At 53.0% G+C, this 14,191-nt stretch carries 15 protein-coding genes; 9 read left to right on the top strand and 6 right to left on the bottom strand.

The window, feature by feature from the left end:
* Positions 1-3 precede the first annotated feature (3 nt).
* Positions 4-1,362, bottom strand: coding sequence for a chromosomal replication initiator protein DnaA (dnaA, locus tag V8I28_RS05310; protein WP_341779086.1), 1,359 nt, complete (start codon positions 1,360-1,362; stop codon positions 4-6).
* 537 nt (positions 1,363-1,899) lie between these two features.
* Between dnaA and rpmH the strand changes: the two genes are divergently transcribed.
* The 6 genes from rpmH (at position 1,900) to mnmG (ending at position 8,490) form a co-directional block, all read left to right on the top strand.
* Entirely contained in the window at positions 1,900-2,034 is a 135-nt protein-coding gene (rpmH, locus tag V8I28_RS05305; RefSeq protein WP_081624573.1) for a 50S ribosomal protein L34, read from the top strand.
* Between the two features lie 104 nt (positions 2,035-2,138).
* Positions 2,139-2,495, top strand: coding sequence for a ribonuclease P protein component (gene rnpA / locus V8I28_RS05300; RefSeq protein ID WP_125701443.1), 357 nt, complete (start codon positions 2,139-2,141; stop codon positions 2,493-2,495).
* 2 nt (positions 2,496-2,497) lie between these two features.
* Positions 2,498-3,331, top strand: a complete 834-nt coding sequence (gene yidC, locus V8I28_RS05295; RefSeq protein ID WP_341779085.1) for a membrane protein insertase YidC — start codon at positions 2,498-2,500, stop codon at positions 3,329-3,331.
* Positions 3,332-4,087: 756 nt separating this feature from the next.
* On the top strand, positions 4,088-4,879 hold the full coding sequence (gene jag, locus V8I28_RS05290; RefSeq protein ID WP_341779084.1) for an RNA-binding cell elongation regulator Jag/EloR: 792 nt from the start codon (positions 4,088-4,090) through the stop codon (positions 4,877-4,879).
* A gap of 235 nt (positions 4,880-5,114) precedes the next feature.
* Entirely contained in the window at positions 5,115-6,509 is a 1,395-nt protein-coding gene (mnmE, locus tag V8I28_RS05285; protein WP_341779083.1) for a tRNA uridine-5-carboxymethylaminomethyl(34) synthesis GTPase MnmE, read from the top strand.
* Between the two features lie 70 nt (positions 6,510-6,579).
* Positions 6,580-8,490: a tRNA uridine-5-carboxymethylaminomethyl(34) synthesis enzyme MnmG gene (gene mnmG, locus V8I28_RS05280; protein WP_341779082.1), complete on the top strand. Its 1,911-nt coding sequence runs from the start codon at positions 6,580-6,582 to the stop codon at positions 8,488-8,490.
* A 177-nt stretch (positions 8,491-8,667) separates the two neighbouring features.
* Here mnmG and V8I28_RS05275 read toward each other — a convergent pair whose 3' ends face one another.
* Positions 8,668-9,282 carry a DJ-1/PfpI family protein gene (locus tag V8I28_RS05275; RefSeq protein ID WP_341779081.1) on the bottom strand — a complete coding sequence of 205 codons (615 nt, stop codon included), beginning with the start codon at positions 9,280-9,282 and terminating at the stop codon, positions 8,668-8,670.
* A gap of 117 nt (positions 9,283-9,399) precedes the next feature.
* On the opposite strand from V8I28_RS05275, the gene V8I28_RS05270 reads away from it, so the two are divergent.
* Both V8I28_RS05270 and V8I28_RS05265 read left to right on the top strand, forming a co-directional pair.
* Complete coding sequence (locus tag V8I28_RS05270; protein WP_341779080.1) at positions 9,400-9,780, top strand: hypothetical protein; 381 nt, start codon at positions 9,400-9,402, stop codon at positions 9,778-9,780.
* Between the two features lie 79 nt (positions 9,781-9,859).
* The gene (locus tag V8I28_RS05265) at positions 9,860-10,090 is read left to right on the top strand and encodes a type II toxin-antitoxin system Phd/YefM family antitoxin (RefSeq protein WP_341779079.1); all 231 of its coding nucleotides are present in this window, start codon (positions 9,860-9,862) and stop codon (positions 10,088-10,090) included.
* 31 nt (positions 10,091-10,121) lie between these two features.
* On the opposite strand, the gene V8I28_RS05260 is transcribed toward V8I28_RS05265, so the two are convergent.
* The 4 genes from V8I28_RS05260 to V8I28_RS05245 form a co-directional block, all read right to left on the bottom strand.
* On the bottom strand, positions 10,122-10,391 hold the full coding sequence (locus tag V8I28_RS05260; protein WP_341779078.1) for a hypothetical protein: 270 nt from the start codon (positions 10,389-10,391) through the stop codon (positions 10,122-10,124).
* A 180-nt stretch (positions 10,392-10,571) separates the two neighbouring features.
* Positions 10,572-11,255: a YjjG family noncanonical pyrimidine nucleotidase gene (locus tag V8I28_RS05255; protein WP_341779077.1), complete on the bottom strand. Its 684-nt coding sequence runs from the start codon at positions 11,253-11,255 to the stop codon at positions 10,572-10,574.
* A gap of 139 nt (positions 11,256-11,394) precedes the next feature.
* Entirely contained in the window at positions 11,395-12,738 is a 1,344-nt protein-coding gene (brnQ, locus tag V8I28_RS05250) for a branched-chain amino acid transport system II carrier protein (protein ID WP_341779076.1), read from the bottom strand.
* Between the two features lie 96 nt (positions 12,739-12,834).
* Positions 12,835-13,482, bottom strand: a complete 648-nt coding sequence (locus V8I28_RS05245) for an NAD(P)-dependent oxidoreductase (RefSeq protein WP_341779075.1) — start codon at positions 13,480-13,482, stop codon at positions 12,835-12,837.
* A 122-nt stretch (positions 13,483-13,604) separates the two neighbouring features.
* On the opposite strand from V8I28_RS05245, the gene V8I28_RS05240 reads away from it, so the two are divergent.
* Complete coding sequence (locus V8I28_RS05240; protein WP_341779074.1) at positions 13,605-14,183, top strand: GNAT family N-acetyltransferase; 579 nt, start codon at positions 13,605-13,607, stop codon at positions 14,181-14,183.
* Positions 14,184-14,191 lie beyond the last annotated feature (8 nt).

Here is a 14,191-nt window from a genome sequence, read left to right as displayed (position 1 = left end):
GTCCTAGCGCCGTAATTCGTCTTTAAGATTGTCGATATCCTTTTGGAGTTCGGCATCCGTCTTGAGCGAATCTTGGATCTTGTCGTAGGCGTGAATGACCGTGGTGTGGTCCTTGCCGCCGAATTCGTTACCGATGCGGGGCAAAGAGGCCTCCGTCAATTCACGGGACAGATACATGGCGATTTGCCGTGGAACCACGATGGTTTGCTTACGTTTCTTCCCCTTTAAATCCTTGAGGGAAACGTGGAAGTAGTTGGCCACACGATCCTGAATGACCGGGATGGTGATGGCATCACTGGCGTTGGCGAGGTTCAGACTCTTCAACGCTTCAGCGGCTAAGTCGGTGGTGATCGGCTGGTGCATCAGCTGATGGTACGCCTGCACGCGGGCCAACGCCCCCTCCAGCTCCCGCACGTTGGAGTCAATCTGACCGGCGATGTAGCTTAAGGTATCGTCGGGAATGTCGATCTGATCGGCATCGGCCTTGTTTCGTAAGATAGCGATCCGCGTTTCCAGGTCCGGTGGCGTAATGTCTACGGACAGACCCCAAGCGAAACGGGAGACTAAGCGGTCTTGCAGCTTAGGAATTTCGTTAGGCAGACGATCGGAAGTCAGCACAATCTGCTTCTCATCGTCATATAACGCGTTGAAAGTATGGAAGAACTCTTCTTGGGTTCCTTCCTTATTAGCGAAGAACTGAATATCATCGACCAGTAGCAGATCAACGTTGCGGTACTCCTGACGGAACTGCTCCTGCGTCCGGGTTTGAATCGCATTAATAAAGTCATTCGTGAAGGCTTCGCTCGTGACATATTTAACCTTGGTATCCGGGCGATCTTCGAGCATTTTATTGCCGATCGCGTGCATCAAGTGGGTTTTACCAAGGCCCACGCCACCGTAGAAGAACAGCGGATTGTACATCACGCCGGGTTCTTCGGAGACGACCAGGGCCGCTGCGTGGGCCATTTGGTTGCCTTTTCCGATGACGAAAGTGTCAAAAGTGTAGCGGGAATTCAGGGCCGTTTCCTTCATAAAAGTGGGCGTCGGTTCGGCGGTGTCCGTTGCCACGGGGGTTGCGGTCTTCGCCTTGCGCGTCGCCTGTTGCTGGCGTTCACTTTCAATGATTAAAACGGGTTGAATATCTTCGTGAGCGGCTTGGTATGCGTATTCTACCAATTGCTGGTCCAGGTGTTGGTGGGTCCAGTAATCACGATGCAGGGGTGACGGAAGTTCCAACGTCAATTGGTTGCCCTCTAAGGCAATGGGCTTGGCGGTTTCGATCCAAGTCTTGTAGGTCGTTGGTGTGTTATTTTCTTCAAATAACGCCTTGATATCAGTCCATAAAGTTGACATATCTGGCACTGATGAATCCCCCTATATTTTTAGTTAAAGACTCATTTTCCAATTGGGCGTACGAGGCCCAAACGAAAACGTAAGTCCAGTGTAGCATGAAGAAAAAAAGTTTTCCACAGGTCATTTGATGCTGTGCATAATTGTTTCACAGAAAGTGAATTGAGTTATCCACAGGCAGGCCGAAAGTTGTGGATAGTTTTGGCTGATTTGAGTTATGCACAAGAGAACGTTCTTTGTAAATGGCTCAAGGACAAGTGTTTCACAAGTTATCCACAGAATTCACTGAACTTAAAAATTAGAAATGAACAGGCTGTGGAACAGTGGATAACCTGGTGGGAAAGCCGGGAAAAACTTTTTTTAAAATTCCAAGTTATCCACAACTAAAGTGCATGAAACAAATTTCGGCGGGGACAACTTTTTCTTGGAAATTCAAAGTTCCTATTTCCATTCCGCGAAATTTATGCTAATATGTTCAGGAAATGCATTTAGTATTTGTCTGGCTTCACCAGATAAAAAATAGTCATAGTTAAGAGAGGAGATTTTACGATGAAGCGCACTTTCCAACCAAAGAAACGTCACCGTTCACGTGTCCACGGCTTCCGCAAGCGTATGAGCACTAGCAATGGCCGTCAAGTATTAGCACGTCGCCGTCAAAAGGGACGTAAAGTATTGTCTGCATAGGCCGCTGATGGTTCAGTGGTCTTTTTATTTTATCTGCGAGCTGACTGGGACCCTAATCACTCGCGGACTGTTCAACAAATCGTTGAGAATTTTGGAGATGCACCATGCGAAAATCTTACCGCATTAAGAAAGAAGCGGAATTTCAGCAGGTCTTTGAAACCAGAAATTCGGTCGCTAACCGGCAATTTGTGGTGTATTCAATGGAAAAACCTGATCAATTACATTTTCGAGTTGGCATTTCGGTCGGTAAAAAAATTGGTAACGCGGTCCACCGTAACTGGGTGAAGCGCCGGATTCGGCAGAGTCTACTCGAGCTAAAGCCCTATCTTAAGCAAGATGTGGACTTTCTCGTGATTGCTCGGCCCCGGGCGGACGGCATTTCCATGACCGATGCGAAGAGCAGCCTGATTCATGTTTTGAAGCTGGCAAAACTGCTAGATTCCAACTATAGCGAGGAATAAAAGTGAAAAAGTACAAACGTACCCTACTTATGCTAGGTATTGTGAGCTTGGTCTTTATCCTTTCCGCTTGTAGCAATGCACCAATCACGGATAAGAGTACCGGGATTTGGGACGGCTGGATCGTTCTGAACTTCTCCCGGGCCATTATCGGGTTGGCTCACATGTTCGGCGGAAGCTACGGTGTCGGGATTATTATCTTTACCATCATTGTGCGGATTATCTTACTGCCACTGATGATCTTCCAGACCCGCAGCATGCGGAAGACGCAGGATCTACAGCCACAATTAAAAGCCTTACAAAAGAAATACTCCTCTAAAGATCGCGAAACGATGCAAAAGATGCAGGCCGAACAGCAAAAGCTGTATTCGGAAGCGGGCGTTCACCCCATGTTGGGTTGCCTCCCTGCAGTGGTTCAGTTGCCAATCATCTGGGCCTTGTATCAAGCCATCTGGCGGACGGCCGTTTTACGGTCCGGGAACTTCTTATGGCTCCAATTAGGTCATAAAGACCCGTATTTCATCCTGCCAATCTTGGCCGCTGTCGCCACGATGATTAGTTCGTGGTTAAGCACCAAGTCGATGCCAGAATCGAACTCGATGAGCACCATGATGGTTGTCGGGATGCCCGTGATTGTCTTCTTCACGGCCCTGAACGTGCCATCATCACTGTCCCTTTACTGGACGATCTCATACGTGTTCCAAGTTGGTCAAACCTTGTTAATTCAAAATCCGTGGAAGATCCAAGCGGAACGCGATGCTAAGGACAAGGAAAAGCGAGATCACGATCGGGCGGTCAAGAAGGCCATCCGGCGTGCCAAGCAAAGCAAACGCAAGTAAACAGAACGCATAAATGCATTTTATCGATCCGCAGCCGAAGTGGTTGCGGGTCTTTTTGTATAAGAGCGTGAGTGAGGGCGGTTAGCCTCTGAGCATTAACGTCGATAAGTGCCCGCTCGGTGGAACCGAGCCGGTGCTTATCGGGGTTAAGCGGAGGGGGCTGCCCGAGGGAACGCGTTTCGGAGGCCGCAAGTTTCCCAAGTCTACGAGCGAGAGCAGACCTAACGCATCAAACTAGAATACTCAGCGACATACAATGCCGGTGCTTATCGGGGTTAATGCTCAGGGGCTGCCCGAGGGAACGCGTTTCGGAGGCCGCAAGTTTTGCAAGTCTACGGGCGAGAGCAGACCTAACGCATCAAACCAGAATACTCAGCGACATACAATGCCGGTGCTTATCGGGGTTAAGCGGAGGGGGCTGCCCGAAGGAACGCGTTTCAGAGGCCGCAAGTTTCCCAAGTCTACGGGCGAGAGCAAATCCAACGCCCCAATCCAATCCAAAATTCAACTAAATCTATCTTTCCCAAAAATCACCTCCCAACGGTCATCTATACTTACTACTAATGTGATTTTAGCCGGATTTGTTGCGCGTTTTCCAAGAGCTTAGTCAATCCTTAAACATTGCGTTTTGCCACGAAGTAGGTTTTAGATCAGCGGGATTCGCGGAAAATCGCGAAATTTCAAACGGATTACCCAGCGCGTTACGGTCGGTATGGTATACTAAATTTTAGCGAAAAAGACATGGAGGAATGGACGATGACAATCTACACGGGGAAAACGGAAGAAGCGGCGATTGCGGCGGGATTGGCCGCGCTGAATAGTCGCCGTGACCAAGTCGTCACCAAGGTGGTCGCCACTCCACGGAAGGGGTTGTTTGGCATCGGCCGGCGAGAAGCCATGGTCGATGTGGTCTTGAAGACGGTCGCCGAGGATTCGGAAGCACCAGCCACGGCGCCGAAGACCGCTGACGCGGCATCCTCAGCTGCACCGGCACAATCGCCAGCACCCCAGCCCGCTAGAACGGCTTCAGCGAAAACTTCGGCAACCGCGGCGACTGCCGAACCCACGGTCACGCCGCAGGAGCGCCGTAAACGTCGCGAGGCGGCGATTAACGCCGTGCAGGATTACTTGGCAACCATCGTCGAACAATTGGGCATAGACGCCACGATAGACGCCGAGGCGGGCGGTCATCGCCAGGTCCGGCTAGTCTTCACCACGGACAAGGAAGGCCTGCTGATTGGTAAGCACGGGCGGACCATCAACGCCTTGCAGAGCTTGGCCCAGCTCTTCTTGAATCATCATGGCGCGGCGCACGTGGAACTAGAATTAGACGTGGCGAACTACCGCGAACGGCGGGCAGCCACGTTGACGCGCTTGGCGGAGAGTACGGCACGCGAGGTGGTGGCCACGGGGAAGCCGATTTATTTGGACCCGATGCCATCGTTTGAGCGCAAGCAGATTCACGCCGTTTTGGCGAAGAACCGGTACGTGACGACTTACTCGGCCGGAAAGGAACCGCATCGCGCCGTGGTGATCGAACCGGCATAAGTTTCGTTTGACAAACGGCCGATTACCCCTTATAGTGAAGACAATCATTCTTATCAAGTTTACGATAAAGTAGTGAAAGTACTTTATCCACGCACAGTTAGGTGGCGTGGAGTAGGTGCTTTTTTTTATGGCGTTAAATGATACGCCCGGGCTGAACGATCGTTAACGGCGGTCGCGAGCACGCGTGACGTGATGGGAACCATCGACAGAACAGAACGTAAAAGGAGGATGGCTCATGGCAGTCACCACAACAGAATTTGATACGATTGCAGCAATTTCGACTCCGCCTGGTGAGGGGGGCATTTCCATTATTCGGCTAAGCGGTGAAGAAGTCTTCGCCGTTGCTGGTAAGTTGTTCAAGGGTGCCAACCTGACCAAGGTCGCGAGCCATACGATTCATTACGGCCACATCATCGACCCGGAGACGAACGAAGAGGTTGATGAGGTGATGGTGACCGTAATGCGGGCACCAAAGACCTATACCAAAGAAGACATCATCGAAATCAACTGTCACGGCGGGATCGTGGCCACCAACCGGATTCTCCAGCTGTGCCTGAGTTACGGCGCTCGACTGGCCGAACCCGGAGAGTACACCAAGCGGGCCTTTTTGAACGGTCGAATCGACCTGACGCAGGCCGAATCCGTGATGGACTTGATTCGTGCCAAGACGGATAAATCGATGAAAGTGGCGTTAGACCAATTGGACGGGGATTTATCCCGCCTGATTCGGCACCTGCGTCAGGACATTCTCGACGCCTTGGCCCAGGTCGAGGTCAATATCGACTATCCCGAGTACGATGACGTGGAGACCATGACCACCAAGATGCTGCTGGAGAAGGCCCAAGAGGTCAAGAAGCAGATTCAGGCCTTACTGGCGACCGCCAAGCAGGGGAAGGTCCTGCGAGAAGGCCTCGCCACGGCCATTGTCGGCCGCCCCAACGTGGGGAAGAGTAGCCTGTTGAACCACCTACTGCACGAAGATAAGGCAATCGTGACCGACGTTGCCGGGACCACCCGCGATGTCATCGAAGAATACGTCAACGTGAAGGGCGTGCCGTTGAAATTAATCGATACGGCCGGCATCCGTGATACCACGGATAAGGTCGAAAAGATTGGGGTTGAACGGTCACGCAAGGCCATCAACACCGCCGATCTGGTGATGCTGGTCCTCAACGCCAGCGAAGCGCTGACCGCCGAGGATGAACAACTCCTGACGGCGACCGCCGACACACAACGGATCTTGATTTTAAACAAGACCGACCTGCCACAGAAGCTGGATATGGCGGCTTTGAAACGGGCCGCTGGCGATAGCCCCATCATCGAGACGTCCATCCTGCAGAGCGCGGGGCTGGACAAACTGGAAGAAACGATTGCCCACCTGTTCTTTGACGAGGGCATCGAGTCCAGCCAGAACACGGTAATGGTCACTAACGCCCGCCACATTGGCCTGCTTCATCAAGCCAGTGCGGCTTTGGACGACGTCATGCACGGCATCGCTGCGGGGATGCCCGTGGATCTGGTTCAGATTGACATGACGCGGGCCTGGGACCTGTTGGGTGAGATTACCGGCGATAGCTACCAAGACGAGCTACTCGATCAGCTATTTAGCCAATTCTGTTTAGGCAAATAAAACGCAAGTAATAACCACGAAGAGACCGCTTGATCGCCGTTGAGACGATCGGGCATGGAGGGAAAGAACCATGACTGAAGTAATTGAATATCCGGGACAAGACTATGACGTCATCGTTGTCGGGGCCGGTCATGCCGGTAGTGAGGCCGCTCTGGCCGCCGCGCGAATGGGCAACAAGACCCTACTCATGACGATTAACTTGGATATGGTGGCATTTATGCCTTGTAATCCATCCGTCGGGGGCCCGGCCAAGGGAATTGTGGTCCGGGAAATCGACGCCCTGGGTGGCGAAATGGGCCGCAACATCGATAAGACCTACGTGCAGATGCGGATGCTCAATACCGGGAAGGGCCCGGCCGTTCGCGCCTTACGCGCCCAAGCTGATAAGCACGCTTACCATGCCGAAATGAAACACACCATCGAACGCGAACCTAACCTGACTTTGCGGCAGGGGATCGTGGACGATCTGATCGTCGAAGATGGCGCCTGCACGGGGGTCATCACCAATACCGGTGCCCGTTACCGGGCCAAGGCCGTGGTCATTGCCGCCGGGACCGCCGCACGCGGTAAGATTATTATCGGTGAGTTGATGTACTCGTCGGGTCCCAACAACTCCCAACCGGCCAATAAGCTGACGGCTAACCTGCCAAAATACGGCTTTGAGCTGGAACGTTTCAAGACCGGGACGCCACCACGGGTGGATGGCAACACCATTCACTATGACGAAACCGAAGAACAACCGGGGGACAAGGAGCCGAACCACTTTAGCTTTACGACGCCGGATAGTGCTTACCTGGATCTGAAGAATCAGTTGTCTTGCTGGCTGACCTACACCAACCAGAAGACCCACGAAATCATCAAGGCCAATTTAGACCGGGCGCCGATGTTTACCGGGGTTATTGAAGGGGTAGGACCTCGGTACTGCCCATCCATCGAAGACAAGATTGTCCGGTTTGCCGATAAGCCACGGCACCAACTCTTCTTGGAACCGGAAGGCCGTAACACGGACGAATGGTACGTTCAAGGCCTGTCGACGTCCATGCCAGAAGAGGTTCAGCAAAAGATTCTCCACTCCATCAAGGGGTTAGAGGATGCTCAGATGATGCGGCCGGGATATGCCATCGAATACGATGTCGTATCGCCTTACCAGTTGCGCCCGACGTTGGAAACCAAGCCGCTGAAGAACCTGTTCACGGCGGGCCAGACCAATGGGACCTCGGGTTACGAAGAGGCCGCGGGTCAAGGACTGCTGGCCGGTATTAACGCCGGTTTACGGGCCCAGGGTAAGCCAGGCTTTACGTTGAAGCGCTCCGATGCCTACATCGGTGTGATGGTCGATGACCTGGTAACTAAGGGAACCAACGAGCCTTACCGTCTGTTGACCAGTCGGGCCGAATACCGCCTGATTCTGCGGCACGACAATGCCGACCTGCGTTTGACGGCTAAGGGCCACGAGCTGGGCCTAATCAGCGACGACCGTTACCAGGATTTCTTAGCCAAGAAGGCGGCCTTGAAGGCAGAAATTGACCGGTTGAACAGCATTCGCATTAAGCCCAACGCGGCCATCAACGCCTTTATCGAAAGCCACGGCGACAAGCCACTGCAAGACGGTGTGTTAGCCGCGGTCTTCCTCCGGCGGCCTTACGTGGACTACCAAACGCTACTGGACTTCATTCCGGCACCGGAACAGCCGCTTGACCGCCACATTGTGGAAGAGATTGAGATTTCGCTGAAGTATGCCGGCTACATCAAGAAGGCCGAGGATAACGTGGCGAAGTTAAAGCGGATGGAGGCCAAGGCCATTCCGGCCAACATCGACTACGATGCCATCGATGGTTTGGCCACCGAGGCGCACCAGAAGTTAAAGAAGATCCAACCCGAGACGTTGGCGCAGGCCAGTCGAATCAGTGGGGTTAACCCGGCTGACATCGCGATTCTGAGTGTGTACATCGAGCAGGGAAAGATTGCTAAAGTGAAGTAAATACGAAAAAGGACGGTCACCACGTGAGGTGACCGTCCCTTTTTTCGTAATCATTAATTTAGTTATTAATAACTATAAAACTATTAATAAAAGTCATACGTAATCTTTACACGTTCTTTGCAGAAATAACACGTTGATTGGTTAACCTAAATGGTGACCGGGCTTAATCGACATGGATTAAGCATCCGGGAGGTGAAAAGTCAACTCCTCGGCCGTATAAGGTGGCGTTTGTCGGACTTCGGCGAAACTCTGCGCATCGGCCGGAATGTGGCATTGGCGCGCTACCGTGATGGCGAACTCGCGGAAGGCAAAACCGATGGCCGTGGTGAGGGCCCCGTCGACCACCACTGGCTGGCGCCGGAGGTTTTGCTTGGGGATGAAGGGGTACTGACTGTAAAATTCTTCGAAGATGCCAGCCGTGAACTGGTGATGATCCAGCAGACCAGCCTGAGCGAGTAAGATGGGCGCACTCGAAATCGCCGCAAGTTTCATTGCGGGGAGTTGCTTCTGAGCGCGTCGGAGAAACGCACAGTGTCGCTGGTCGGCCAGGGGAATGCGAAAGTCATCAATTCCGGGTAAGAGCAACAATTGTGCGTCACGTAGGTCGGTGTCCGACAAGGTCTGGTCAGGCAAGACGTGAAAGTGATCTTCACTTTCGATCGGGGTCCGGTCTGCAGCGATGGTGACAAGGGGATGTGGCGCTTCGGCAAAGGCGAAAAGACTGGTCAGGCACGTGATTTCAAAGGGTGAAAACCCCGGATATAGGAACACATAAATGGTATTTCTGGTCATGGGGCAAGGCCTCCTATGCTAAGGAATGAAGAAGTCGGAAATTGCCTAGGAATCACAGCTAACCTTCGGTAAAATGAAACCCTGGGGAATTAAATCTCGAGTAGGGAGTTTTACGTTATGAGAATCGGTCTGTTGAGTCTAGGGATTATCTTGGTCCTGGTGAGTCACGGGTTGCACCACCACACACTGCACCAGCTGCAACAAGCCACCACCGTGCGGCCCACACATAGTCGTACGGTGTACCATGGCTTTTTATACTTAGGGTTACTGTACGTCGCGATTAGTCTGTGGCGACCGAACTGGGTGGATGCCCGGGTGATCGGTCTGCTCGTGTTCGTGGATATCCTAGCCATGACCGTGAGTTACTTTCAGCATCGCCACCGCACTTATCCGGCGGCCACGCGGGTACTCTGGCAGCGCCAAGCGTGGTATTTAGTCGGCAGTCAGCTTATTCTGGCGGCCGTGTTACTGGGGACGCTGGTTAACTTACCAGCTTAAAAGAATGGTCATTGGAGAAAACCCGTGAACGCTGAATAATCGACGCAAGCGGGATTTTTGTAATCAGGGGGACGACGACATGAAACGTTATTCACCAGCAGCGGCACAACAAGCCCTGTTGCAGATTCTAGAAGAGGTCAATCATCGTCAGGAAACGGTCGTGGTAACGCCGACCGATGGGACCGATGCCGAGTCGGTCGTTATTTTAGCCAAGCACGAGTGGGAAGCGCTGAAGGCCGCGTTGGAAACGGCACAGCCAACGCCCCAGGCGGCCACCTATCCGGATCTCGATAAGATGGAATGGGGCTAAAAAGGCCGCATGTCCTTGCGGCTCACGTGGCTTAATAATTCCCGCCCCCTAGGATAAAGGCTCGGGCGATGGATGAAATTAGGAAGACAATTTGTAAGGTAAAGTCGATCCGATTCAAAGGGTTACGGTCGGTCGTACTCTCAAAGACGTTAAAGTGCAGCATCACCGTAATCAGCGAGCTAAAACAGAGAAAGGCAACGATTTGGGGCTCTTGAAGAGCTAACATGGCAACAAACAGCACAAGCGTTAAAATGAGAACGAAAATTTTAGCGGGGGTGGTTGGAAAACGTGTTTCGGTCATGGTCTTCACCTCGTTTCGTTAAATGAGAATATGAGATTTTGATTAATAACTTGTTACTATCATACCAAAAATTCTGGTTAAAGGGGTAAATTAATGCTTTAAAAATAAAAAAAATATCAAACACCTGACAAAATCGCCCGTTAACGTCTATAAAAGCAACGTTAACGGGCGATTTGGGTTCTAAGCCAACAGGAGTTGTTCAAGCGCCGTAAAGGAATCGACTTCGTGTGTTGGTCGGTAATCGGCCGAACCGGCTACGTGCCGCGGGTTGAACCAGATGCTGTCGAGGTGGGCGTTGGTCGCACCCAAAATATCGGAGTGTAGGCTGTCGCCGATCATGACGGTATTGGCCGCAGACATGGTTGGATACTGGGCGAAGATGGGCGTAAAAAAGCGCTTATCCGGCTTGTCGAAGCCCACATCTTCGGAGATGAAGACGTTATCGAAGTACGTCGTTAAGTGCGATCCGCGCAGACGGTTAAGTTGAATGGACTTGGTGCCGTTGGTACCGGCGATGACCGTTACACCGGCGCGTTTAAGATTCGCGAGAAAGGCGGCAGCGCCGGGGAGCGTGTAGTAGTTGTGATCCAGCATCGACTTGTATTGCTTCTCCAGGGCCAGCCCGTCAACCGTGACCCCCAAGGCACCAAAGGCTTGAGTGAAGCGGCGATCTAGCAGTGGTTTTCGATCGGCCCCCAGTTCAATTTGGTGCCAGATGTTGCGGTTGATCTGCACGTAAGTGGCCAGACCGCGTTGGACATCGGTGATGCCGTTTTCCCGGAGTAACTGGGTGACCCCTTCATTTTCACCGCGGGTAAAGTCAAGCAGAGTATCGTCTAAATCAATGATGGCATATTTTTTCATGGACGCGCACCTTTCGAATGAGTTTTCCTGATTTTAGCAAATTATCTCGAAAAATGCGAATCGGTGATCGCCGATTCGTAAAAATACAGTAAAAAAGCCGCGACTGTCCGTTGAGAGACGGCGCGACTGGGAAGTCGGTTTAATTTGATTTCAAATGCGTCAACTGGTTCACGAGCCAACCGAGAACCAGGCCGATGGCGGCCGGTAGAACCCACCCAAAGCCTTGAGTAGCGAGGGGCAGTTGCTGGTTCAGTGCAAGAATGGCGCGACTCCAATTGGCCCGCTGAAGGCTAATTGGTAGGGCGGCGACCCCCGAGAAAATGGCCGGTATCAGCGTGAAGAGCATGGTCAGACCGAATAACCACCGGCTGGTGCCGAGGATCGGTGACAGCACCGCGAGGACGATCAAAACGATGGCCAAGGGGTACAGGAACATCAGGACCGGCGTCGAGTAGCTGATTAATTTAGTCAACCCCACATTGGCGAACAAACAGGGCAGAATGCTGGCGAAGATCGTCAGCCCCGCGTAAGATAGTCGCGGGAACATGGCGTGAAAGGTATCGCCAAAGGCCGAGATTAACCCGATGGCCGTCTTCAGACAGGCGATAATGACGATTAGCGCTAATAGTAGGTTACCGAAGACGCCGAAATATTGGTTGGCAATCTGTGCCAGCGTAATACCCCCGTTGGCCGCGGCGGCGAATTTGCCCAGACTCATGGTGCCCATCAAGGCCAAAAGTGTATAGATGAGTCCCATTAGGACCACGCTAATGGTGCCGGCCTTGATTACGTCTTTGGCAATCTGACCGGGTTCAGTCACGCCCAATGCGCGAATACTGTCGATAACCACGATCCCAAAGGCCAGCGAGGCCAAGGCGTCTAGCGTATTGTACCCCTCCGTAAAGCCGGTGGCTAGCGGACTAGCCGCGTAGGCGCCGCGAGCCGGAAAGTGAAAGCCACCCATGGGTTTGATAAAGGTCGCGAGGATTAAGAGGCCTAGTAAAATCAGGAAGATGGGCGTGAGCCACTTGCCGATGTAGGTCATCAGCTTCCCCGGATTTCGGGCTAACCACCAAGCGATCACGAAGAAGAGAATGGAGAAGCTGGCCAGCACCACGCCCTGGTGTGCCGGACTCACGAACGGCGCCAGGCCAATCTGAAACGAGGTTGTGGCCAGACGGGGCAGGGCAAAGAAGGGTCCCACCGTCAGGTACAGGAGCACCGTGAAGGCGTAGGCAAATGGCCGGTTGACGGTCGTCGCCAGGTCGAAGACGCCCTCGCTACGGGTCAGGCCGATCCCGGTGACCCCCAGTAAGGGGAGACCAATCCCGGTGATTAGCAGGCCCACGATAGCGGGTGCCACGTTATAACCGGCTTGTTGCCCTAGAAAGACGGGAAATATCAGGTTGCCGGCGCCAAAGAAGAGACCGAACAACATCATGCCGATAAAGAGCAGTTCCCGCCAAGATAATCGAGTTTTCAAAGTAATCGCAACTTTCTGTATGTAAGTACGGTCGTGCAGACCATAGGTAAGCATAGCAAAAAAAGGTGCCCAAGGAAACGGGCACCCCTTACAAATTTATTTATCGGCAACGGTGAAGCGGGTTTGGTGATGTTGCGGGTGTTCCAGCTCGTCGAGGATGGCTACGGCCATGGTACCGGCGGACGTCCCGGACGCTTTCGCTTCATTGACCAGCAATTCGTCGGTGCCCATTAGGTAGGGCGTCGCTTCGCCGGGGTGGAAGTTCGCGGCCGGTGAAACGCCGACCCAGTTGACGTTGTCTACATCACGTAGGAAGTTCAATTCCTTCAATTGATTTTGAGGAACGCTGAGAAAGCTAGCCGCGTTGGGATCTTTGGCGATGTCGTTAACGAACAGGTGGTGATCGTCACCCGTGTGGAGGCTCCCCGCCCCTAGGATGAAGACCAACCGCGGCGTGGTGGTTGCCCGTAACTTAGCTACCAGACTAGCCGCGAGGTCGACGTGTTGAAAGGCTAGACTAGGAGCGGTGGCGAAGGCGTCGATGACGACGTCGGCCGTGCCTAGCTCATCGGTCGTCAGGGCAAAGGCGTCCTGAACCCGAGTCGTGAGCTGGGGATGTGTTGGCAACTTAGCCAGTTTATCCGCCGACCGGGCCAGCGCCGTGACCGTGTGTCCACGCCGGAGCGCCTCGGTCACGAGTGCTGAACCGGCCATACCTGTTGCCCCAATAATTGTAATTTTCATAAAGGAACCTCCCATATTTGACTGGGATCAGTATACCGGTTTTAGCGGTGGGCGCCAACAATTCGCACTCAACTTGGTGAACATTGTGGTAGAGTAAGAGAAAATGCCAAGGGGGCAATCGAATGAAAAATGTGGTGCAAGGGCAGCTAGTCCATCTGACGGAAATGCGGGACGGGGATGCCGAATGGTTACAGGATACGCAGTGGGAGCCCGGTTTGCTACGGAATTTGTCGGCGGACGCCTTACATCCGTGGACGGCGGCGGAATACGCCGAACTCGCTGCCGATCCGGACAGCGATGACCACTTCTTCTTCATGGTTCGGGCCAATGCCGATGATGGCTTGCTGGGCTGGGTTTTGCTTGATGAGATTCAACTCAAGAATCGCCGAGCCAAACTGGGCATTGCCTTACCGGTGGCCAGCGATCGCGGACAAGGCTTTGGCGTTGATACACTCAATACCGCGTTGTCGTTTGCCTTTAACGAGTTGGGCCTGCACAAGGTGAATTTGGATGTGAATGCCAACAATCAGGCGGCGTTACGCGCGTATACGGCGGTAGGCTTTGTCCGCGAAGGGATTAACCGCGAGGCCGTGTATCAGGATGGCGCTTGGTTGGATTTATACCAATTTGGCATCCTGGCGCAGGAGTGGTGGACGGTTTCACGTGGAACAATTCCAGACGAAAATACCACCACCGACTGACGCGTCGA

The organism is Levilactobacillus sp. HBUAS70063, assembly GCF_038374745.1.
GTDB lineage: Bacteria > Bacillota > Bacilli > Lactobacillales > Lactobacillaceae > Levilactobacillus.
The sequence above is the reverse complement of the archived record's forward strand: the minus strand, read 5'-3'. Positions and strand labels throughout refer to the sequence as shown.